Annotated in this window: 23 protein-coding genes; 18 read left to right on the top strand and 5 right to left on the bottom strand. The window is 72.3% G+C overall.

Going from position 1 to position 21,513, the window contains the following annotated elements:
- The first annotated feature begins 172 nt into the window (after positions 1 to 172).
- The 7 genes from argC to argH all read left to right on the top strand — a co-directional run bounded on the left by argC (position 173) and on the right by argH (position 7,630).
- Positions 173 to 1,174, top strand: a complete 1,002-nt coding sequence (gene argC, locus ACWER9_RS18595; protein ID WP_452303008.1) for an N-acetyl-gamma-glutamyl-phosphate reductase — start codon at positions 173 to 175, stop codon at positions 1,172 to 1,174.
- A complete protein-coding gene (gene argJ / locus ACWER9_RS18590) occupies positions 1,171 to 2,343 on the top strand; it encodes a bifunctional glutamate N-acetyltransferase/amino-acid acetyltransferase ArgJ (protein ID WP_452303007.1) in 1,173 nt (390 codons plus the stop codon). Before argC ends, argJ begins: the two co-directional genes overlap by 4 nt.
- A 114-nt stretch (positions 2,344 to 2,457) precedes the next feature.
- Positions 2,458 to 3,363, top strand: coding sequence for an acetylglutamate kinase (argB, locus tag ACWER9_RS18585; protein ID WP_452303006.1), 906 nt, complete (start codon positions 2,458 to 2,460; stop codon positions 3,361 to 3,363).
- Positions 3,360 to 4,589 carry an acetylornithine transaminase gene (locus ACWER9_RS18580; RefSeq protein WP_452303005.1) on the top strand — a complete coding sequence of 410 codons (1,230 nt, stop codon included), beginning with the start codon at positions 3,360 to 3,362 and terminating at the stop codon, positions 4,587 to 4,589. Before argB ends, ACWER9_RS18580 begins: the two co-directional genes overlap by 4 nt.
- On the top strand, positions 4,586 to 5,554 hold the full coding sequence (argF, locus tag ACWER9_RS18575) for an ornithine carbamoyltransferase (protein ID WP_452303004.1): 969 nt from the start codon (positions 4,586 to 4,588) through the stop codon (positions 5,552 to 5,554). The genes ACWER9_RS18580 and argF overlap by 4 nt, the downstream gene beginning before the upstream one ends.
- A complete protein-coding gene (locus ACWER9_RS18570) occupies positions 5,551 to 6,066 on the top strand; it encodes an arginine repressor (RefSeq protein ID WP_452303003.1) in 516 nt (171 codons plus the stop codon). Before argF ends, ACWER9_RS18570 begins: the two co-directional genes overlap by 4 nt.
- A gap of 100 nt (positions 6,067 to 6,166) precedes the next feature.
- Positions 6,167 to 7,630: an argininosuccinate lyase gene (gene argH, locus ACWER9_RS18565; RefSeq protein WP_452303045.1), complete on the top strand. Its 1,464-nt coding sequence runs from the start codon at positions 6,167 to 6,169 to the stop codon at positions 7,628 to 7,630.
- Between the two features lie 44 nt (positions 7,631 to 7,674).
- Here argH and ACWER9_RS18560 read toward each other — a convergent pair whose 3' ends face one another.
- From ACWER9_RS18560 to ACWER9_RS18550, 3 genes are all read right to left on the bottom strand, one after another.
- Positions 7,675 to 8,028, bottom strand: a complete 354-nt coding sequence (locus tag ACWER9_RS18560) for an MmcQ/YjbR family DNA-binding protein (RefSeq protein WP_452303002.1) — start codon at positions 8,026 to 8,028, stop codon at positions 7,675 to 7,677.
- Between the two features lie 81 nt (positions 8,029 to 8,109).
- Positions 8,110 to 8,535: a DNA-binding protein gene (locus ACWER9_RS18555; protein ID WP_452303001.1), complete on the bottom strand. Its 426-nt coding sequence runs from the start codon at positions 8,533 to 8,535 to the stop codon at positions 8,110 to 8,112.
- A gap of 86 nt (positions 8,536 to 8,621) precedes the next feature.
- Complete coding sequence (locus tag ACWER9_RS18550; RefSeq protein ID WP_452303000.1) at positions 8,622 to 9,077, bottom strand: hypothetical protein; 456 nt, start codon at positions 9,075 to 9,077, stop codon at positions 8,622 to 8,624.
- Between the two features lie 185 nt (positions 9,078 to 9,262).
- On the opposite strand from ACWER9_RS18550, the gene ACWER9_RS18545 reads away from it, so the two are divergent.
- The 5 genes from ACWER9_RS18545 to ACWER9_RS18525 all read left to right on the top strand — a co-directional run bounded on the left by ACWER9_RS18545 (position 9,263) and on the right by ACWER9_RS18525 (position 13,291).
- On the top strand, positions 9,263 to 9,904 hold the full coding sequence (locus ACWER9_RS18545) for a DNA-3-methyladenine glycosylase (RefSeq protein WP_452302999.1): 642 nt from the start codon (positions 9,263 to 9,265) through the stop codon (positions 9,902 to 9,904).
- Between the two features lie 86 nt (positions 9,905 to 9,990).
- A complete protein-coding gene (locus tag ACWER9_RS18540) occupies positions 9,991 to 11,076 on the top strand; it encodes a WD40/YVTN/BNR-like repeat-containing protein (RefSeq protein WP_452302998.1) in 1,086 nt (361 codons plus the stop codon).
- Positions 11,077 to 11,078: 2 nt separating this feature from the next.
- Entirely contained in the window at positions 11,079 to 11,354 is a 276-nt protein-coding gene (locus ACWER9_RS18535) for a ubiquitin-like small modifier protein 1 (RefSeq protein WP_452302997.1), read from the top strand.
- Between the two features lie 162 nt (positions 11,355 to 11,516).
- On the top strand, positions 11,517 to 12,659 hold the full coding sequence (locus ACWER9_RS18530; protein ID WP_452302996.1) for an LLM class flavin-dependent oxidoreductase: 1,143 nt from the start codon (positions 11,517 to 11,519) through the stop codon (positions 12,657 to 12,659).
- A complete protein-coding gene (locus ACWER9_RS18525) occupies positions 12,656 to 13,291 on the top strand; it encodes an FMN reductase (RefSeq protein ID WP_452302995.1) in 636 nt (211 codons plus the stop codon). Before ACWER9_RS18530 ends, ACWER9_RS18525 begins: the two co-directional genes overlap by 4 nt.
- On the opposite strand, the gene ACWER9_RS18520 is transcribed toward ACWER9_RS18525, so the two are convergent.
- Positions 13,284 to 14,156, bottom strand: coding sequence for a universal stress protein (locus tag ACWER9_RS18520; protein WP_452302994.1), 873 nt, complete (start codon positions 14,154 to 14,156; stop codon positions 13,284 to 13,286). The genes ACWER9_RS18525 and ACWER9_RS18520 overlap by 8 nt on opposite strands.
- 137 nt (positions 14,157 to 14,293) lie before the next feature.
- Here ACWER9_RS18520 and ACWER9_RS18515 point away from each other — a divergent pair, with 137 nt between their 5' ends.
- From ACWER9_RS18515 to ACWER9_RS18495, 5 genes are all read left to right on the top strand, one after another.
- Positions 14,294 to 14,794 carry an ArsR/SmtB family transcription factor gene (locus ACWER9_RS18515; protein ID WP_452302993.1) on the top strand — a complete coding sequence of 167 codons (501 nt, stop codon included), beginning with the start codon at positions 14,294 to 14,296 and terminating at the stop codon, positions 14,792 to 14,794.
- Positions 14,795 to 14,835: 41 nt separating this feature from the next.
- Positions 14,836 to 16,308: a serine hydrolase domain-containing protein gene (locus ACWER9_RS18510; protein ID WP_452302992.1), complete on the top strand. Its 1,473-nt coding sequence runs from the start codon at positions 14,836 to 14,838 to the stop codon at positions 16,306 to 16,308.
- Between the two features lie 46 nt (positions 16,309 to 16,354).
- The gene (locus ACWER9_RS18505; protein ID WP_452302991.1) at positions 16,355 to 16,855 is read left to right on the top strand and encodes a GNAT family N-acetyltransferase; all 501 of its coding nucleotides are present in this window, start codon (positions 16,355 to 16,357) and stop codon (positions 16,853 to 16,855) included.
- A gap of 9 nt (positions 16,856 to 16,864) precedes the next feature.
- Positions 16,865 to 17,506 carry a hypothetical protein gene (locus tag ACWER9_RS18500; protein ID WP_452302990.1) on the top strand — a complete coding sequence of 214 codons (642 nt, stop codon included), beginning with the start codon at positions 16,865 to 16,867 and terminating at the stop codon, positions 17,504 to 17,506.
- Positions 17,507 to 17,789: 283 nt separating this feature from the next.
- Positions 17,790 to 19,121 carry a hemolysin family protein gene (locus ACWER9_RS18495; protein ID WP_452302989.1) on the top strand — a complete coding sequence of 444 codons (1,332 nt, stop codon included), beginning with the start codon at positions 17,790 to 17,792 and terminating at the stop codon, positions 19,119 to 19,121.
- Between the two features lie 22 nt (positions 19,122 to 19,143).
- On the opposite strand, the gene ACWER9_RS18490 is transcribed toward ACWER9_RS18495, so the two are convergent.
- Complete coding sequence (locus ACWER9_RS18490) at positions 19,144 to 19,533, bottom strand: PaaI family thioesterase (RefSeq protein WP_452302988.1); 390 nt, start codon at positions 19,531 to 19,533, stop codon at positions 19,144 to 19,146.
- A gap of 100 nt (positions 19,534 to 19,633) precedes the next feature.
- On the opposite strand from ACWER9_RS18490, the gene tyrS reads away from it, so the two are divergent.
- A complete protein-coding gene (gene tyrS, locus ACWER9_RS18485) occupies positions 19,634 to 20,926 on the top strand; it encodes a tyrosine--tRNA ligase (RefSeq protein WP_452303044.1) in 1,293 nt (430 codons plus the stop codon).
- Positions 20,927 to 21,513 lie beyond the last annotated feature (587 nt).

Genomic DNA, 21,513 nt, shown 5'->3' with positions numbered 1-21,513 from the left:
GCCGGACAGGCCGACCCACCACCGTCGAAAAATCATGCTAGTCGATTTTTCGACAGCTCCGGAGGTTTCGTCGAATGGCAGCGGGATCACATCAACATGCAGTGGACCGTATGAACTTGCAGTCACTGATCGCTCTTGCTAGCCTTCGCCGTATAGTCATGCGGAGGTGAGTATGGGGATTCGAGTCGCGGTCGCCGGGGCGAGCGGCTACGCCGGAGGCGAGCTGCTGCGCCTGATCGCCGGGCACCCGGAGTTCGACCTGGTCGCCGCCACCGCGCACAGCCAGGCCGGGCACCGTGTCGACGTGGCGCACCCGCAGCTGACCGGGCTCGACCTGGTGCTCGGGGAGACCGACCCGGGCACCCTGGCCGACGCGGACCTCGTCTTCCTGGCGCTGCCGCACGGTCAGTCGGCGGCCCTCGCGGCCCAACTCCCGGCCGAGGTGCGGATCGTCGACCTGGGCGCCGACCACCGGTTGGCCGACCCGTACGCCTGGGCCCAGTACTACGGTGGCACGCACGCCGGGCAGTGGACCTACGGCCTGCCCGAGCTGCCCGGTCAACGAGAGCTGATCGCCGGCTCCACCCGGGTCGCGAACACCGGCTGCTACGCCGCCGCGATCACCCTGGCGCTCGCGCCGCTTGTCGCCGGCGGGGCGGCCAGCCCCGCCGACGTCGTGGTGGTCGCCGCCTCCGGCACCTCCGGCGCCGGCCGCGCGGCCAAGGCGCACCTGCTGGCCAGCGAGGTGATGGGTGACCTGTCGCCGTACCGGGTGGGAACCCACCAGCACGTACCGGAGATCAAGCAGGCCAGCGGCGCCACCGGCCTGTCGTTCACCCCGGTCCTGGCGCCGATGCCCCGCGGCATCCTGGCCACGGTCACCGCGGTGCCGGCGCGCGGCGTCGACCCGCAGGAGGTGCTGGCGCGGGCGTACGCCGACGCTCCGTTCGTGCACGTGCTTCCGGAGGGCCGGTGGCCGCACACCGCCGCCACCCTCGGCTCCAACTCGTGTCACCTCCAGGCCACGGTCGACGTCGACTCGGGTCGTCTGATCGTGCTCAGCGCCCTGGACAACCTGGGTAAGGGCGCCGCCGGCCAGGCCGTGCAGAACGCCAATCTGATGTTCGGTCTGCCGGAGACGACGGGCCTGTCGATCTGGGGAGTCACGCCATGAGTGTCACCACCCCTCGGGGGTTCCGGGCGGCCGGTGTGGCCGCCGGGCTCAAGGCCAGCGGTGGTGCGGACGTCGCCCTGGTGGTCAACGACGGCCCGGACGCCGGTGTGGCAGGTGTCTTCACCACCAACCGGGTCAAGGCCGCGCCGGTTCTCTGGAGCCAGCAGGTCGTGCAGGGCGGTGTGGTTCGCGCCGTGGTGCTCAACTCCGGCGGTGCCAACGCCTGCACCGGGCCGGCCGGCTTCCAGGACACGCACGCCACGGCCGAGCACACCGCCGCCGCGCTGACCTCGGTCAGCCCACGGTTGATCCTCGGCGCTGGTGAGGTCGCGGTCTGCTCGACCGGGCTGATCGGTGAGCGGCTGCCGATGCCGAAGTTGCTGCCGGGCGTCCGCTCGGCGATCAAGAGCTTGTCCCGGGACGGTGGCGCGGCCGCCGCCGAGGCCATCATGACCACGGACACCCGACCGAAGACCACTGTGGCCCGGGGCAGCGGCTGGACGGTGGGTGGCATGGCCAAGGGCGCCGGGATGCTCGCGCCGGGGATGGCCACCATGCTCTGCGTGTTGACCACCGACGCGGTGGCCGGGCCGGCGACGCTTGACGAGGCGTTGCGGGCGGCGACCCGGGTCACCTTCGACCGGGTGGACAGCGACGGTTGCATGTCCACGAACGACACCGTGCTGTTGCTGTCCAGCGGCGCGAGCGGCATCGAGCCGACGCCGGCCGAGTTGGCCGCCGCCGTCACCGCGGCCTGTCACGACCTGGCCCAGCAGTTGGTGGCCGATGCCGAGGGCGCCACCAAGCAGGTCGCCATCGACGTGGTCGGCGCGGCGAGTGAGGACGAGGCGGTCGAGGTGGGCCGTACGGTGGCCCGCAACAACCTGGTCAAGACCGCGTTGTTCGGCAACGACCCCAACTGGGGTCGGATCCTCGCCGCCGTCGGCACCACCACCGCCGCGTTCGACCCGGACGAGGTGGATGTGGCGGTCAACGGAGTCTGGGTGTGCCGGGGCGGTGCCGCCGCCGAGGACCGCTCGAAGGTCGACCTGACCGGGCGGGACGTGACCATCCGGATCGACCTGCACGCGGGCACGTCCGCCGCCACCATCTGGACGAACGACCTGTCGCACGCGTACGTGCACGAGAACTCGGCCTACTCGACGTGAGCGCGAGGAACGCAGCGCAGCGGAGTCCCGCAGTCGCGAACGAAGGGACGGCACGGTGAGCGCGAGGAACGCAGCGCAGCGGAGTCCCGTAGTCGCGAACGAAGGGGCGGCACAGTGAGTCTCAGTAGCGACCTGGCTCGCGCCCAGGTCAAGGCGGAGACGTTGATCGAGGCGCTGCCCTGGTTGGCGCGCTTCTCCGGGTCGACGGTCGTGGTGAAGTACGGCGGCAACGCGATGACCGATCCGGAGTTGCAGCGGGCGTTCGCGGCCGACATGGTCTTCCTGCGTTATGCCGGCCTGAAGCCGGTGGTGGTGCACGGCGGTGGTCCGCAGATCTCCGCGATGCTGGGTCGCCTCGGCATCGCCAGCGAGTTCCGGGGTGGTCTGCGGGTGACCACCGCCGAGGCGATGGACGTGGTCCGGATGGTGCTTGTCGGCCAGGTGGGCCGGGAGCTCGTCGGTCTGATCAACTCGCACGGCCCGTACGCCGTCGGCCTCTCCGGCGAGGACGCCCGGCTGTTCACCGCGGTGCGGCGCCCGGCGTACGTGGACGGGGTGCCGGTCGACGTGGGGCAGGTCGGTGACGTCGAGTCGGTCGACGTGTCGGCGGTGACCGACCTGATCGAGGCTGGTCGGATTCCGGTGATCTCCACGGTGGCGCCGGACGTGGAGGGGGTGCTGCACAACCTCAACGCGGACACCGCCGCCTCGGCGCTTGCCGTCGCGTTGCGGGCCCGCAAGCTGGTGGTGCTCACCGATGTGGCCGGTCTGTACGCCGACTGGCCGGACACCACGAGCCTGGTCTCCGAGATCGCGGCGGACGACCTGGCCAAGCTGCTGCCCAGCCTGGAGTCGGGGATGGTGCCGAAGATGGAGGCCTGCCTGCGGGCGGTGCGTGGGGGAGTGCCGGCGGCACACGTCGTCGACGGCCGGGTGGCGCACTCGACGTTGCTTGAGGTGTTCACCTCGGAAGGGTTCGGAACGATGGTGGTGCCGACAGACGGGACGGACGCGACATGAGCACGTTGGCGCAGCGGTGGAAGCAGTCCATGATGGACAACTACGGCACGCCGCCGGTGGCGTTGGTCTCCGGCGCCGGTGCCGTCGTGGTCGACGACGCCGGTCGGGAGTACCTCGACCTGGTGGGTGGCATCGCGGTCAACGCCCTCGGTCACGCCCACCCGGCGGTGGTGGCGGCGGTGTCGAAGCAGGTCGCGACCCTCGGGCACGTCTCCAACCTGTACGTGGCCGAGCCGCCGGTCGCCCTCGCCGAGCTGTTGTTGGCGCTCGCCGGCCGACCCGGCCGGGTGTTCTTCGCCAACTCGGGCGCGGAGGCGAACGAGGCGGCGTTCAAGCTCTCCCGGCGTACCGGCCGCACCCACGTGGTGGCCGCCAGGGGCGGCTTCCACGGCCGTACGATGGGCGCCCTCGCGTTGACCGGTCAGCCGGCCAAGGTCGACCCGTTCCGGCCGCTGCCGGGTGAGGTGACCCACGTCGACTACGGCGATGTGGCCGCCCTCGACGCGGCCGTCTCCGACGCCACCGCCATGGTGATCCTGGAGCCGATCCAGGGTGAGAACGGTGTGCTCGTCCCGCCGGCGGGTTATCTCGCCGCGGCCCGGCGGATCACCGCCCGGCACGGCGCGCTGCTGGTCCTCGACGAGGTGCAGACCGGCGTGGGGCGCACCGGGCACTGGTTCGCGCACCAGGCCGAGGGCGTGGAGCCGGACGTGGTCACCCTGGCCAAGGGGTTGGGTGGCGGGCTGCCCATCGGCGCCACGCTGGCCTTCGGCCCCGCCGCGGACCTGCTCACCCCCGGCTCGCACGGCACCACGTTCGGCGGCAACCCGGTCAGCTGCGCGGCGGCGCTCGCCGTGGTGGCGACGATCGCCAACGATGGCCTGCTCGACAACGTCAAGCGGGTCGGCGAGCGGCTGCGTCGCGGCATCGAGGCGCTGGGCCACCCGCTCGTCGCCGGCGTACGCGGTGCCGGTCTGCTGCTCGGCGTGGCGCTCACCGCGCCGGTGGCGTCGGTGCTGGCCGAGGCCCTGCGGGAGGCCGGTTTCCTGGTCAACCCGGTGCAGCCGGGCGCGCTCCGGCTGGCTCCGCCGCTGATCCTCACCGCCGACCAGGCGGACGCCTTCCTGGCGGCGCTGCCCGCCGCGCTGGACGCGACCGCTCCGGCAGCCGCCGGCGCGCAGACCGCACCATCCACCCTGACCACCACGACGGGGACGACTCGATGACCCGGCACTTCCTTCGCGACGACGACCTCTCGCCCGCCGAACAGTCCGCGGTCCTCGACCTGGCGGCGCGGATGAAGGTGGACCGGTTCGGGCACCAGCCGCTTGCCGGCCCCCGCTCGGTGGCGGTGCTCTTCGACAAGCAGAGCCTGCGGACCAGGATCTCGTTCGACGCCGGGATCGCCGAGTTGGGCGGGCACCCCCTCGTGGTGGACACGCAGGTCACCCACTTCGGTCGCGGTGAGTCCCTCGCGGACGCGGGGCGCGTGCTGTCCCGCTACGTCGCGGCGATCGTGCTGCGGACCCACGGGGACGAGCGGATCGCCGAGGTGGCGTCGGGCGCCGGTGTGCCGGTGGTCAACGCGCTCACCGACGGTTTCCACCCGTGCCAGCTGCTGGCCGACCTGCTCACCATCCGGGAGCGGTGCGGTGGCACGACCGGCCGTACCCTGGCGTACGTGGGGGACGGCGCGAACAACATGGCGCAGTCGTACCTGTTGGCCGGGGCGACGGCCGGGATGCACGTGCGGATCGCCGGCCCGGACGGGTTCGCCCCGGACGCGGCAGTGGTGCGACGGGCCACCGAGATCGCCGCGGCCACCGGCGGGTCGGTGCGGGTGCTGACCGACCCGGCCCAGGCGGTACGCGACGCCGACGTGCTCGCCACCGACACCTGGACGTCGATGGGGCAGGAGTCCGACGGGTTGGACCGGATCACCCCGTTCCTGCCGTACCAGGTCAACAAGGAACTGCTCGGCCAGGCCGCACCGGACGCGATCGTGCTGCACTGCCTGCCCGCGCACCGCGGCGAGGAGATCACCGACGACGTGCTCGACGGTCCGCAGAGCGCGGTCTTCGACCAGGCGGAGAACCGGCTGCACGCGCAGAAGGCGCTGCTGACGTTCCTGTTGGAGACCGCCACCGAGGGTGCCGCCGCCGGTGACACCGCCACCGGGGGGTCGCGATGACCGCCCCGCTGACCCGCGCGGCCCGGCACGCCCGGATCGTGGAGCTGATCCGGGACGGGGCGATCCGGTCGCAGACCGAGTTGGCCGACCGGCTCGCCGCCGACGGCGTGGGCGTCACCCAGGCCACCCTCTCGCGGGACCTGGAGGAGTTGGGCGCGGTCAAGGTGCGCGGCGGTGACGGCCCGGCCGTCTACCTGATCCCCGAGGACGGGCAGCGACCGCTGCGCGACGCCGAGGCCGCGCCGGCCCGGCTGGTACGGCTGCTGCGCGAACTGCTCAACGGGGTCGACTCCAGCGGCAACATCGCCGTGCTGCGGACACCGCCGGGCGCAGCCCAGTACCTGGCCAGCGCGTTGGACCGGGCGGGTCTGCCGGAGATCGTCGGCACCATCGCCGGCGACGACACCATCCTCGTCGTGGCCCGGGACGCCGTGGGTGGGGCCGCGCTCGGCGACAAGCTCGCCGGCTGGGCCCGCCGGGACGACACCGTGGAAGGGAACACCTCGCCGTGACCGAGCGGGTCGTGCTGGGGTTGCTGGGCCGGATGGCCGCCGCGCGGAACGCCCGGCTGGGTGGCCCCGCGCTCGTGAGTGAAAGGCAAGCAGAGCGATGATTGGCGACGTGGACGACAAGAGCCTGACCGAGAACAGCGCCGCCACCAACCGGACGAGCCTCTGGGGTGGCCGGTTCGCGGGTGGCCCCGCCGAAGCGCTCGCCCGACTGTCGGTGAGCGTGCAGTTCGACTGGCGGCTGGCCCCGTACGACATTGCCGGTTCCCGGGCGCACGCCCGGGTCCTCGCCGGCGCCGGCCTGCTCGACCCGGAGGAACTGGGCCGGATGCTTGCCGCGCTTGACGACCTGGAGGCCGCCTGCGCCTCCGGAACGTTCCGCCCCACGATCGACGACGAGGACGTGCACACCGCGCTGGAACGCGGTCTGCTGGAGCGCCTCGGCAGCCTCGGCGGCAAGCTGCGCGCCGGCCGGTCCCGCAACGACCAGGTCGCCACCGACCTACGGCTCTACCTGCGCGATCACGCCCGGGGCGTGGCCAGCCGCCTGGTCGAGCTGGCGGAGGCGCTCGTCGAGCAGGCTGAGCGGCACGTCGACACGGCCGCGCCGGGCATGACCCACCTCCAGCACGCCCAGCCGGTCACCTTCGGGCACTGGCTGCTCGCCCACGTGCAGCCGCTGCTGCGTGACCTGGAGCGGCTGCGTGACTGGGACCACCGGGCGGCGATCAGCCCGCTCGGCGCGGGCGCCCTGGCCGGTTCCGGGCTCCCGCTGGATCCGGTGGCGGTGGCGAAGGAGTTGGGCTTCCGGACGTCGTTCGCCAACTCCATGGACGCCGTCGCCGACCGGGACTTCGTGGCCGAGTTCCTCTTCGCCACCGCGCTGATCGGGGTGCACCTGTCCCGCCTCGGTGAGGAGGTGGTGCTCTGGACCTCGCACGAGTTCGGCTGGGTGGAGCTGGACGACTCGTTCGCCACCGGCTCGTCGATCATGCCGCAGAAGAAGAACGCGGACATCGCCGAGCTGGCCCGGGGCAAGTCGGGGCGGCTGGTCGGCGGGCTGATGACGGTGCTCACCATGCTCAAGGGCCTGCCGATGACCTACGACCGGGACATGCAGGAGGACAAGGAGCCGGCCTTCGACGCGGTCGACACCCTGGAGCTGCTGCTTCCGGCCCTGGCGGGGATGATCTCCACGATGACGGTCCGGGTGGACCGGCTCGTCGCCGCCGCCCCGGTCGGCTTCTCCCTCGCCACCGAGGTCGCCGACTGGCTGGTCCGACGCAACGTGCCGTTCCGCGACGCGCACGAGATCACCGGCCAGCTGGTGGCGCTCTGCGCGGCCCGGGAGTGCGAGCTGAACGACGTCTCCGACGAGGACCTGACCGCGATCAGCAAGCACCTCGACCCGTCGGTGCGCGACGTGCTCTCCGTCCGGTCGGCTCTCGCGGCCCGGACCACCCCCGGTTCCACCGGCCCCGGCCCGGTCGCCGACCAGCTCGCCGCCGCGGCGGACCGGCTGGCCGGCTGGCGGGAGTGGGCCACCGAACGGGTCGTCCCGCGCTGAGCGGTGCCGTGGCGTCGGCGTCTGCCGCCGGCGCCGCGGCCGGTTCAGGCCGTGGGGCGCTCCCGCTTGGGGAGCTTGGCCACCACCATGTCGTACGACGAGTCGACCGCCTCGGTCAGCTCGTCGTCGTCGATGCCGCCGTCCAGGCGTAGCGTGTTCCATCCGGACCGGCCGATGTAGGCCATCACGCTGGCGTCGTCGGGGTATCGGTGCAGCCACTCGTCGGCCACCTCCCGGGTCGGCCCGCACTTGATGCCGACCGTCGGCTTGCCCCCGCCGCTGCCGAGGAACGCGAAGATCCGGCCGCCCACCTTCACCACCTCGTCGCCCTCCCACGGTCGGTCCAGCCACGCTCCCGGCTTGGCCAGGCAGTACGCCAGCATCTCCGCGCGCTCCATGGGTGCCTCCTCGTCGTGCGCACAGTGTGCCCGTCCGACCGCCGTCGCGGTCGCGGCCGCCCGCAAGATCGTGCGTGGTCGTCAGGTGGTCTGCTCGGACGAGCGGGCCGCGACCCGTTCGTAGCGCTGCCGGGCCGCCTGTGCGCTGCCCAACCCCAACCCGTACGCGATGGCCTGCCAGGTCAGCCCCCGGTCGCGGGCAAGCGTCAGCAGGCCGGCCTCCAGGGCGTCCAGCTCGGCGCGGACGTGGGGCAGCAGGGTCAGCGCGGCGGTCAGGTCGGCGGCGTCGACCGGCTCTTCCGTGGGCTCCTGCTCGGCCCCGCCGGCGGCCAGGGCGGTGACGAGGGCGACCGCCTCCCACGGGTCGAGCACGTACGGGTGGGCCCAGCGGCCCCGCCGTGTGTCGGTGCCGGCGTGCCGTTCGCTGATTCGCTGTAACGCCTCGTGGGTGCGGTGGGCGCGGGCCCGGCCCGGGTCGGGGGCGGTGAAGATGTCCTCGGTCGTCATTCCCCGAGCACACCCTATGAACGCACGATTGTCAACGAGATGTTGAAGCCTGGCGGCACGGGCCTGCCGTGCCGCCAGGCGACGTCTCAGGGCGCCAGGGTGAACTGACGCTCGTTGAAGATGGGAATGCAGTACGGGTCACAGGGGTTTGCGTCGAGCACACCGAACGCGACGCCCGCCGCGAACGAACGCTCGACCGGGATCACCGCGATCCGCACCTGCTGGGCGCCCTCGACGCAGGTGACCCTCCGGACCGTCGTGCCCGCGCGCATGGTCTGGCCGACCGCCTGCGCGACCTTCACCGTGAGGTCGAACTCGATAGCCTTCGTGCAGGTCACGGTGACCGGCACGATCGCCGCCGCGCCATTCGCCTCGATCTTGCCGGTGCCGCCGATCGCGATCGTGGCCGGCCCCGCGTCGTTGGCCCGCGCCGCGGCCGGCAGCGGGATGCTCGCGCTCGCCGACTGGGTGAAGGCCAGGGTCGCGGCCGCCGCGACGAGGGCGGTGGCGATCAGTGGTCGCCGGATGCTCCGTACGGTCATGGTGGTTTCCTCCCGTTTGTGTCGTCGCTCCCTGCGACGACATCGGGAACACTCCCGAGCCGGCGGTCCGGTTTCACTGTCCGACCATCTGTCCCATCTGCGACGTGAGCCCTCCTCGCTCGTCCCCGGGGTGGTCGGCCCGCCCGCCCGGGTGCCGGCGCGATGCGGTGGGTACCGTCGGGGTCATGGCCCTGTCGTCCGGTGACCACACCACCGACGCCGACCTCACGGCGCTCGCGGACCTGCTCGCCGGTCCACTGCTGCCGGCGGCGCGGGGACTGCTGGGTTGCCGGCTGCACGTCGGCGGCGTCACCGTCCGGATCACCGAGGTCGAGGCGTACGCCGGAAGTGGCGGTGACCCCGCCTCGCACGCCCATCGGGGCCGCACCCCCCGCAACGCCGTGATGTTCGGGCCCGCCGGGTACGCCTACGTCTACTTCACCTACGGCATGCACTGGTGCGTCAACGTGGTCACCGGGGTCGAGGGGGAGGCCGCCGCCGTGCTGCTGCGCGCCGGCGAGGTGGTCGACGGGCTGGCCACGGCACGGGAGCGCCGGCCGGCCATCCGGCGGGACGTGGACCTCGCCCGGGGGCCCGCCCGGCTCTGCTCCGCGCTCGGCATCGACCGTGCGGCGTACGGGGCGTACCTGCTCGGCGACGGCCAGGTCCGGCTGCGGCCCCCGGATCGGCCGGTGCCACCGGAGGCGGTGGTGGCGGGTCCCCGGGTCGGTGTCACCGGCGCGCACGACCTGCCCTGGCGGTTCTGGCTCCACGGCGATCCCACGGTCAGCGCGTACCGTCGGCACGTGCCCCGCGTCCGACGCTGAGCGACCTGCGGGCGTGTGGGCGACGGTGGTTGTCGGGGGGTGTGGCCATAATCACCGGACCTGCTCACGACGGCTCGGAGGACGTCATGGCAACACTGCTCGCGATCGGCACGGCCAAGGGCCTGTTCCTGGCCACCAGCACCGACGACCGGCGCAGCTGGGAGATCACCGGCCCGCACTTTCCGATGACCGGCGTCTACGCGGTCGCTGTCGACACCCGGCGCTCCACCCCGCGGCTGCTCGTCGGCATGACCAGCTCACACTTCGGCCCCAGTGTCGCCACCAGCGACGACCTCGGCGCTTCCTGGGACGAGCCCGACGCGGCGCCGGTCGCCTTCCCGGCCGACACCGGCGTCTCCCTCGGGCGGGTCTGGCAGTTGATGCCGGCCGGCCCCGACGAGCCGGACGTCGTCTGGGCCGGCACCGAGCCGTCGGCGTTGTTCAAGTCCACCGACGGTGGCCGCAGCTTCGAGTTGGTCCGTTCCCTCTGGGACCACCCGCACCGCCCCCAGTGGGAGGCCGGCTTCGGTGGCCAGGCCGTGCACACCGTGCTGCCGCACCCGCGTGACCCGGCTCGGCTGCTGGTCGCCATGTCCACCGGTGGGGTCTACCGCTCGGAGGACGCCGGGGCGAGCTGGGCGCCGGGCAACACCGGCATCCGCGCCTACTTCATGCCCGACGAGTGGCCGGAGTTCGGTCAGTGTGTGCACAAGGCCGCCCGAGACGCCGGCAACCCCGAGCGGCTGTACGCGCAGAACCACCACGGCGTCTACCGCTCCGACGACGACGGCCGCACCTGGTCCTCGATCGCCGACGGGCTGCCCAGCGACTTCGGCTTCCCGATCGTGGCCCACCCGGGGCGCGGCGGCACGGTGTGGACCTTCCCCCTGGTGGCCGACGGCGAGCGGTTCCCGACCGACCACCGCTGCCGGGTGTTCCGTTCCGCCGACGCCGGCGGCAAGTGGGAGCCGCTCTCGGTCGGGCTGCCCGAGGGTCCGTTCTACCCGGCGGTGCTGCGCGACGCGATGTGCGCCGATGACGCCACCCCGGGCGGGGTCTACTTCGGCACCCGCTCCGGGTCGGTCTTCGCCAGTCGCGACGAGGGCGACTCCTGGTCGTCGGTGGCGGCGCACCTGCCCGACGTGCTCTGCGTTCGCGCCGCGGAGGTCTGAGCGTGGTCACCGTGTTGCTGCCCGGTCCGCTGCGCGGCGAGGCAGGGGGCGCGAGTCGGCTGAGTGTCACCGCCGCCGGGACGCTGCGGGCGGTCCTCGACGAGATTGCCGTCGCGCATCCCCGGCTGGCCCGGCGCATCCGCGACGAGCGCGGCGAACTGCGCCGCTATGTCAATGTCTTCGTCGACGGGGAGGACTGCCGCCACTCCGGAGGTCTGGCCGCCCCGGTCGAGGACGGCGCGGAGGTGCAGGTGCTTCCCTCGGTCGCAGGCGGCTGACCGAGTCGACACCATGGGGTTCTCGCCCCGAATGTCGTGGTGTGGGGTGTGGTCGGCGCCACTGCCAGGCGTCCCGCCGACGGAATAGTTGCGTCGTCAAATAAGTTGTGAGCTGCGTCCGGGTACCACGGCGGCACCCGGTTGACACGCGAGGAGCTGGTCATGCAGTTCGGAATCTTCACCGTCGGTGACGTCACGGTCGATCCGACCACCGGTCGGGAGCCGACCGAGCATGAGCGGGTCAAGGCGATGGTCGCGATCGCGCTGAAGGCCGAGGAGGTCGGTCTGGACGTCTTCGCCACCGGCGAGCACCACAACCCGCCGTTCGTGCCGTCCTCACCGACGACCATGCTCGGCTACATCGCGGCGCGCACCGAGCGTCTGCTGCTGTCCACCGCCACCACGCTGATCACCACCAACGACCCGGTGAAGATCGCCGAGGACTACGCGATGCTCCAGCACCTGTCCGACGGCCGGGTGGACCTCATGATGGGCCGCGGCAACACCGGCCCGGTCTACCCGTGGTTCGGCAAGGACATCCGCGCCGGCATCCCCCTGGCCATCGAGAACTACGACCTGCTGCACCGGCTGTGGCGCGAGGACGTGGTCGACTGGAAGGGCAAGTACCGCACCCCGTTGCAGTCGTTCACCTCGACGCCGCGCCCGCTCGACGGCGTGCCCCCGTTCGTCTGGCACGGCTCGATCCGCAGCCCGGAGATCGCCGAGCAGGCCGCGTACTACGGTGACGGCTTCTTCGCCAACCACATCTTCTGGCCCAAGGAGCACACCCAGCGGATGGTCGGGCTCTACCGCCAGCGGTACGCGCACTACGGCCACGGCTCCGCCGACCAGGCGATCGTCGGTCTCGGCGGGCAGGTGTTCATGCGTCGCAACTCGCAGGACGCGGTCCGGGAGTTCCGGCCCTACTTCGACAACGCCCCGGTCTACGGGCACGGGCCGTCGCTCGAGGAGTTCACCCGGGAGACCCCGCTGACCGTGGGCAGCCCGCAACAGGTCATCGACCGCACGCTCGGCTTCCGGGAGTACGTCGGTGACTACCAGCGGCAGCTGTTCCTGATGGACCACGCGGGGTTGCCGCTGAAGACCGTGCTGGAGCAGCTCGACCTGCTCGGCGAGGAGGTCGTGCCGGTGCTGCGTAAGGAGTTCGACGCGCTGCGCCCCGCGCACGTTCCGGCCGCGCCGACGCACGCCTCGCTTGTCGCCGCGGCGGGCGGCGCCAAGGACAGCACCGTGCACGCCGTGGACGACGTGACGGGCAAGGCTCCGGAGGGGGCGACCCGATGACCCGCCGCACCCTGGCCGTGGTCTCGGCGGGGCTGAGTCAGCCCTCGTCGACCCGGCTGCTCGCCGACCAGCTCGCCGCGGCCACCCGCGACGAGTTGGTCCGGCGCGGCCACGAGGTGGAGCTGCACGTCGTCGACCTGCGGGAGTACGCGCACGACGTGGTCAACAACATGCTCACCGGGTTCGCGCCGGCAGCGCTGCGCGAGGTCGTCGACACGGTGACCGGGGCGGACGGCGTCATCGCCGTCACCCCGATCTTCAGCGCCTCGTACAACGGGCTGTTCAAGTCCTTCTTCGACGTGTTGGACAAGGAGTCGCTCGTCGACCGGCCGGTGTTGATCGGTGCCACCGGCGGCACCGCCCGGCACTCGCTCGCGCTGGAGCACGCCGTCCGCCCGATGTTCGCCTACCTTCGGTCGGTGGTGGTCCCGACCGCGGTCTTCGCCGCCCCGGAGGACTGGTCCGACGGCACCGCCGACGGCGCGTTGCGCGGTCGGATCCGGCGCGCCGCCGGGGAGTTGGCCGACCAGATCGAGCGCCGGCCTCCGGCCACCGGGCCGGCGGATCCGTTCGCCCTCACCACCGATTTCCTGCAGATGCTCGGCCGAGGTGACGGCGCGCCGGTCAGCTGACCGGGTGGGCGACCAGCACCGGGCAGTGCGCGTGCTGGATCGCCGCCTGACTGACCGACCCGAGCAGCAGACCGGCGAACCCGGCCCGGCCCCGGGAGCCCACGACCAGCAGCGACGCCGTGCCGCTGGCCTCGACGAGCCCCTGGGCCGCGCCGGCCGCCCGGACCGGATGCTCCCGCACCACCAGGTCGGGGTACGCGGCGCGCGCCACGGCGGACGCGTCGGCGAGTAGCCGCACCGCCTCGGCCTGGTACGCGGCTTGCGACTCCTCGATCTCCTCCGGCACCGTCCGGTCCCCGTCCGCGGGAGCGACGTGCACCAGCACCAGCGGCACGCTGCGCAGCGCCGCCTCGTCGGCGCCGAGGCCCACCGCGAGGCCTGACGACTCGGACCCGTCGACGCCGACAAGCACCGGGCCGTCCACCGGGATCGGCTGGTCGTACGGGCGGACCACAAGCACCGGGCAGTGCGCGTGCGCGGCCACCTGCGCGCCCACTGAGCCGAGCAGCAGTCCGGCGAACCCGCCCAGGCCACGGCTGCCCACCACGACCAGCGCCGCCCGCCGGGACTCCTCGACCAGGGTGGCTCCGGGGCCCGCGCCGACCTGACGTACCTCGACGGCGAGGCCGGGCCACCGTTCGGTCAGCTCGGCCGCCGTGCGCTGCACCATCTCCTGCGCCTCGGGGGAGGGCACCGGTGTCCCGAACTCGTACGGGTTGAGCGGCACGCCGGAGCCGAACGGATGCAGGTAGCCGTGCACCACGAGCAACTGTCGGGACCGGAGCAGTGCGGCGCGCGCCGCGTGCTCGGCGGCGACGAGGCTGGAGGGCGATCCGTCCACGCCCACCACGACAGGTCGGTTCATCGGCGCTCCCCGGGTCGGTCAGGTCATTGTCGGTCGCGCGGACGCCCTGGCGGGGTCGGACGCGCCAGCCCCGGCGTTTCCGGCTACTCGGTGATCCGTAGTTTGCACGTAACTACGTAAGTTCGTATTATCGACGTGTGGACACTGTGGAAGATCGACTCGCCGCGCTGGAGGCACAGGTTGCCGCGTTGAGCGAACGGCTCGCCGCCGCACCCCCGCCGCCCGCGCCCGAAGGCACCTTCTGGGCTCTCGACGGCCTCAAAGCCCGCCTGCCATCCGACGGGCCGGGCGCGGTCCTCTACACCGGCACCGTCCGGGTCGCCGACCAGCGCTACGACTGGCAGTACGGCCGCACCGTCGACGACCTGCTCGCCGCCGACTGGACCGAGCTGGCCAGCACCCTCTCCGCGTTGGCCCACCCGGTGCGGCTGCGGCTGCTGCGGGAGATCCTCGACGGCCGGCAGAGCACCAGCGAGCTGGCCGAGATCGACGAGTTGGGCACCACCGGCCAACTGCACCACCACCTGCGCCAGATCACCGCCGCCGGTTGGCTGCGCAGCGCCGGCCGAGGCCGGTACGCGGTTCCGGCCGAACGCGTGGTGCCGCTGCTGGCCATCCTCACCGCCGCCGGCCGCTGACCAGCGACTCACCCCGATGACCCCCAACCGAAGGAGCCACCATGCGCCGGACGACAGTCACCGCCCTCGTCGTCGCGCTGATCGCCGGTCTGGTCGGGGTGGCGCTGATGCCCCGGGCGCCCCGACTCGGCGCGCAGACCACCGGCGACCGCGCGCTGGCCGCCGCCGTCCGGTCGGCCGCGCCCGACCCGTCCGGACACCGTGGGCTCGCCGTCGCCCTGGTCGAGAACGGGCGCATCCGCGCCGCCGGCCTGGGCGACCGCGACCCCGCCGGCCGACCCGTCGAACCCGGCACCCCGTTCGAGATCGGCTCGGTCACCAAGGCGCTCACCGGCATGCTCCTCGCCGACCAGATCGCCGCCGGGGTCGTCCGCCCCGACGACCGGCTCGGCGCCACCTGGCCCGAGGTGACCGGCTCCGCCCGCGACGTCACGCTCGCCGAACTCGCCAGCCACCGCGCCGGCCTGCCCCGGCTCGCCCCCGGCTCCCCGCTGGGGTGGGCACGCATCATCTGGTCCAACGTCTCCGGCGGCAACCCCTACGGCGGGCAGGGCGTCGACACCATCCGCAGCACCGCCGACCGGGTCGGTCCGGACGACGAGCGCGGCGAGGTCCACTACTCCAACATCGGGCCGTCCGTGCTCGGCCACGCGCTCGCCGTGAAGGCCGGCGTCGCGTACCCCGACCTGCTGCGGGCACGGCTGCTCGGACCGCTCGGCATGACGGCCACCGTCGTCGCCACCCGCGACGGCGACCTGCCGGCCGACCGCGCCCACGGCAGCCGGGCCGGCGGCCGACCACTCGACCCGTGGACGGGGGCCGGTTACGCCCCGGCCGGAGCCGGCCCCTGGTCGACCGCCGAGGACCTGGGCAGGTTGCTCGCCGCGACCCTCGCCGGCACCGCGCCCGGCGCCGACGCCGCGACCGCCCGTTTCCGCGAGGACGACGACACCCGCATCGGGTACGGCTGGTTCACCACCCGACACGGTGACCACGAGGTGGTCTGGCACAACGGCGCGACCGGCGGGTTCCGCTCCTACGTCGGCTTCGAACGCGCCACCGGCCGGGCGGTCGTGGTGCTCGGCAACACCGACAAGGGCGTCGAGCCGATCGGGCTGCGGCTGCTCGGAGTGCCGCAGGAGCAGGCCGACTCGGCGGCGTCGGTGATGCTGCCGTGGATCGGCGCCGGTCTCGCGGTGGCCTTCACCTTCCTCGGCGGCCTGTCCCTGCTCGGCACCGCCCGCCGCCGCCGACTCGACCAGGTGACGGTGCTGGCGGCGGCGGTCTGGGCGTTCGCCTACCTGGGGTTGGGGCACCGGTTGGGGGACTGGTCGGTGGTGCCGGCCTGGCTGTGGCCGCTCGGGGCCGGCCTGTCGGCGGCGGGGGTGGCACTGGCGGCGACCCGGTGGCGTGCCCTGCCGGTGGTCGACGCGCGGGTGCCGTGGCGTCGGCTGCTGTCGGTGGCGAGTTCGGTGGTGGCCGCCGTGCTCGCGGTCGTCGCCGTCGCCGGCTGAGTCCGCGCCGCCGCTGGGTGTCACCGCCGTTGCGTACCCTCGTCCGATGACCCGCGATGTGCTGCTGCGCCCGGTCCTCGAGGACGACCTCGTCGAGTTCTTCCTGCACCAGCAGGACCCGGAGGCCAACCGGATGGCCGCGTTCGGGCCCAAGGACCCGTCCGACCGCCGGGAGTTCGCCGCACACTGGGCCCGGGTCCTCACCAACCCGGCGAACCGGGTCCGTACCGTCGAGGTCGACGGCGAGGTGGTCGGCTACGTGAGCGCCTTCCCGGTCGGCGACCAGACCGAGGTCAGCTACTGGATCGACCCGGCGCGCTGGGGCCGGGGTCACGCCACGGCAGCCCTGGCCGCCCTGCTGCGCGAGCTGCCCCGGCCGGTGCACGCCCGCGCCGCCAAGGACAACGCCGCCTCCCTCGCGGTGCTGCGCAAGTGCGGGTTCGTGGTGGTCGGTGAAGACTCGGGGTACGCGAACGGGCGCGGCGAAGACGTCGAAGAGTGGCTGCTGGAGCTGCCCGCCGACGCCTCTGACCAGGGCGGGCACTAGTCTCGCGGCGTGAACTGGTTGGATCTCGTCGGCTGGGCCGGCTCCGCGGTGCTGGTCTGGTCGCTGCTGCAGTCGCGCATCCTGCGGCTGCGGGCGCTCAACCTCGTCGGCTGCTTCGTGCTGATCGGCTACAACGCCGCGATCGAGGTCTGGCCCGGGGTCGGGCTCAACGTCGTGCTGGCGGCGATCAACATCTGGTACCTGCGCGGAATGCTCGCCACCCGGCACGACGAGAAGACCTACCAGGTGGTGGAGGTCGGCGTCGGCGACCAGTTCCTCGCGCACACGCTGCGGGTGCACGCCGCCGACATCGCCCGGTTCAACCCCGGCTTCCGCTGGGACCCGGCTGCCTCGGGGCGCTCCGCGTTCCTCGTGGTCACCGCCGACGAGGTGGTCGGGGTGGTGCTGTCGCACGCCGAGGCGGGTGGCGTCGCCCAGATCGACCTGGACTACGTCACCCCGAAGTTTCGTGACTTCACCCCGGGCGAGTTCGTCTACCGGCGCAGCCACCTGTTCACCGAACGCGGCTTCCACCGGGTGGTCAGCCCGCCCCGGATGATCGCCCCCTACTACCACCGGCTCGGCTTCCGCCCCGAGGGCGACTCGTACGTCCTCGACCTGCCGGCGTCACCGTCGCCCGAGTCGGCCTAGCGTCACCGACGCCCGATTGGGCACAGCGTCATCGACGCCCGATTGGGCACAGCGTCATCGACGCCCGATTGGGCACAGCGTCATCGACGCCCGATTGGGCACAGCGTCACCGTCGCCCGATTGGGCACAGCGTCATCGACGCCGGATTCGGCGTAGCCTCGCCGGGGCAGGATTCGGCCGGCGCCGGACGGGGCACAGACAACGCCTACGCCGGGCGGGCTCGCCGACCGGCGGGTGCCGCGCATACCGGCCGGTGCCACCACCACGAGGGAGCGAACCGGGCGTGCAGAGCTACGGGAGCCAACTGGCCCTGGTCGGAGTCCTGGTCGTGATCAACGCGCTCTTCGCGGGCAGCGAAATGGCGTTGGTGTCGCTGCGAGACAGCCAGATCCAGCGGCTGGAGCGCACCAGCCGGGCCGGTCGGGTGCTGGCTCGGCTCGCCAAGGACCCGAACCGCTTCCTGGCCACCATCCAGATCGGCATCACCCTCGCCGGCTTCCTGGCTTCCGCCGCCGCGGCGGTCTCGCTGGCCAAGCCCCTGGTGCCGCTGCTCGGGGTGTTCGGCGGCGCCGCCGAGACGGTGGCGATCGTGGCGGTCACCCTCGCGCTGACCTTCGTCACCCTGGTCTTCGGGGAGTTGGCGCCCAAGCGGATCGCGATGCAGTCCGCCGAGCGGTGGGCGCTGCTGGTGGCCCGCCCACTCGACCTGCTCGCCAGCCTCACCCGGCCGGCCGTGTGGGCGCTCGGCGCCACCAGCGACGTGGTGGTCCGCCTGGTCGGGCTCAACCCCAGACACGAGCCGGAAGAGATCGGCCCGGACGAGCTGCGCGACATCGTCGCCGGCAACCACGGCTTCACCAAGGAGCAGCGGACCATCATCGCGGGTGCCGTGGAGATCGCCGACCGGCGGCTGCGGGCTGTGCTCGTACCCCGGTTGCAGGTCTTCACGCTCGACAGCGGGACCACCGCGGAGGCCGCGCGGCTGGTGCTGGCCGCCACCGGGCACTCCCGGGCGCCGGTCGTGCGCCACGGCGGCCTGGACGACACGGCCGGGGTGATCCACCTGCGTGACCTGGTGGGTGTGCCCGACGACCGCCCGGTCGACGAGATCGCCCGGCCGCCGATGCTGCTGCCCGACTCGCTGCCGGTGGTGGACGCGCTGCGGCAGTTCAAGGCCGAGCGCCAGCACATCGCGCTCGTCGTGGACGAGCGCGGCGCGGTCGACGGCATCGTGACGCTCGAGGACATCCTGGAGGAGATCGTCGGCGAGATCTACGACGAGACGGACCGGGATGTGAGCTCGGTGCGGCGCGACCCCGACGGTGCGTTGGTGCTGCCGGGCACGTTTCCGGTGCACGACCTCCCGGACATCGGCGTGGAGTTGCCGTCACGCCCGGCCGGTGACTACACGACCGTCGCCGGGCTGGTGCTGGCCCGGCTCGGGCACATCCCCACCGTCGCCGGCGAGGACGTCACCCTTGACGGCTGGGTTCTGATGGTGGCCGGCATCGACCACCGGGCCATCACCGAGGTACGGCTCAGCCGCGTCCCCGAGGAGGCCGACACCGACGCCGACGAGGCCGCGGAGCCGGTGCTGGACGAGGCCCGCAGCTGACCCGTCCGGCGGGCGTCGTCGCTCAGGCGGGCGAGAGGTTCTGCAACCGGACCTGACCACGGGCGACCAGCCGCTCGTCGGCGTCGGTGATCTCCACCTGCCAGAGCTGCTGGCTGCGGCCCCGGTGCACGGGAGTGCCGACGGCGGTCAGCTCGCCGTCGCGGACGGCCCGCAGGAAGTCCGTCTGGTTCGACACCCCGACCACGGTGCCCCGGCCGGCCAGCCAGATGGCGCCCCCGACGCTGGCCGCGGTCTCCACGACCGAGCAGTACACCCCGCCGTGCAGGAGGTTGAACGGCTGGTGCAGCTCCGGTCGGACCTGCCAGCGAATGACCACCCGATCGGCGCTCGCCTCGTCGAAGGTGAGGCCGAGCAGGGCGGCGAAACCACCCGTCAGATCTGGAATCTCCACGGCGAACCTTTCCTCGATCAACGGGGCGCAAGCCTAGCCGGGCGGGGTTGCGCCAAACCCGGTACGGGTCGGTGCCGGCGATGGGGGAGAATCGGTGACCGTGACCGACAGCAGCCTCCCGCCGACCGGGCGGGACTCCCTGACCGACGACCTGCTCTGGCGTGGCCTGATACAGGACTCGACCGGCCTCGACGAGCTGCGCGAGCTGCTCGACGGTGGGGCTTCCGCCACGTACTACGTGGGCTTCGACCCCACCGCGGCGAGCCTGCACGTCGGCTCGCTCATGCAGGTCACCATGGCCCGCCGGCTGCAACTCGCCGGCCACCGCCCGTTGCTGCTGGTCGGCGGGGCGACCGGGCAGATCGGTGACCCGAAGGAGAGCGCCGAGCGGACCCTCAACCCGCCTGACGTGATCGCCGGATGGGTGGAGCGGATCCGCGACCAGTTGGCGCCGTTCGTGTCGTACACCGGCGAGAACGCGGCCCAGTTGGTCAACAACCTGGAGTGGACCGGCGAGATGTCGGTGGTCGAGTTCCTCCGCGACGTGGGCAAACACTTCCCGGTGAACAAGATGCTCGCGCGGGAGGTGGTGCGGGCCCGCCTGGAGACCGGCATCAGCTTCACCGAGTTCAGCTACCAGCTGCTGCAGGCCAACGACTTCTTCGAGCTGCACCGCCGGCACGGCTGTCAGCTCCAGTTCGGTGGCTCCGACCAGTGGGGCAACATCACCGCCGGTGTCGACTACGTACGCCGACGGGGCGCGGGGCCGGTGCAGGCGTTCACCACGCCGCTCGTCACCAAGTCCGACGGCACGAAGTTCGGCAAGACCGAGGGCGGTGCCGTCTGGCTCGACCCCACGATGACCAGCCCGTACGCGTTCTACCAGTTCTGGCTCAACGTGGAGGACGGGGAGGTGGACCGCTACCTGCGGTACTTCAGCTTCCGGAGCCGCGACGAGCTGGAAGAGCTGGCGAAGGCCACCGCCGAGCGGCCGGCGGCCCGGTTGGCGCAACGGGCGCTCGCCGAGGAGCTGACCACCCTGGTGCACGGCGCCGACGAGACCCGTCAGGCGATCGCGGCCAGCCAGGCGCTCTTCGGCCGCGGCTCCTTGGAGGAGCTGGCGCCGGAGACCCTGCGGGCGGCCCTGACCGAGGCGGGCCTGGTTCGCCTCTCCGGCGATGTGCCGGATGTGGCGGGTCTGCTGCGGGACTCCGGGCTGGTCAACGGCCTCAAGGAGGCCCGTCGGGTGATTGCCGAGGGTGGTGCCTACGTCAACAACAACCGGGTGACCGATGTGGAAGCGACAGTGTCGCCGAGCGACCTGCTGCATGGCCGATACCTGGTGCTACGCCGCGGAAAGCGCTCGTTCGCCGGCGTTGAGCTGGGTGAATAGCCGTCTGTCGACGGTGTGACGGGGGACGCGTCCGGCCGATTTGACGATCATCCCGCCGGACGCGTAACTTTCTCTCTGCCAGCGCGGAACGGACGAAACAGGCGAAAGCCTGAGACGGCCGGAGCGCCGGCCAACGGCCTGAGGGTCGGGTGGGCACGCCCACCGGAGCCTCAACTGGGAGGTGCCACCAGAAACGCCGCGAGGCGGATTTGGCGCGGCGAAACCGACCGGGTATGGTTACGAGCCGGCAGGGCACCGGGCGGGTCGCGGGAAATCGCGACGGCCGGCCTGCCGAATCCATGACGAGAGCGGCGCGAGCCGGTGGCGACATGGTGCCCGCGTTATCGGGTGAAGCACGACGAACCGCGAGATATCGGTTTGACACGGCGGAAACGAGCGGGTAACGTAGTAAAAGTGCCTGGCGCTGAAAGCGCCGGACATTGAGTGAGGAAAAGCCCCGGTTGGGGTTCCACGGTGGTGGGGCTTCTGGCTGGTGTGTGGTTGTTCTTTGAGAACTCAACAGGGTGCTTGTAAAGCCAGTGCCAATGATGATTTATACCCCGGACTGGTCGGTTCTTGTGACTGGC

The organism is Micromonospora sp. NPDC003944 (assembly GCF_053605225.1).
The sequence above is the reverse complement of the archived record's forward strand: the minus strand, read 5'-3'. Positions and strand labels throughout refer to the sequence as shown.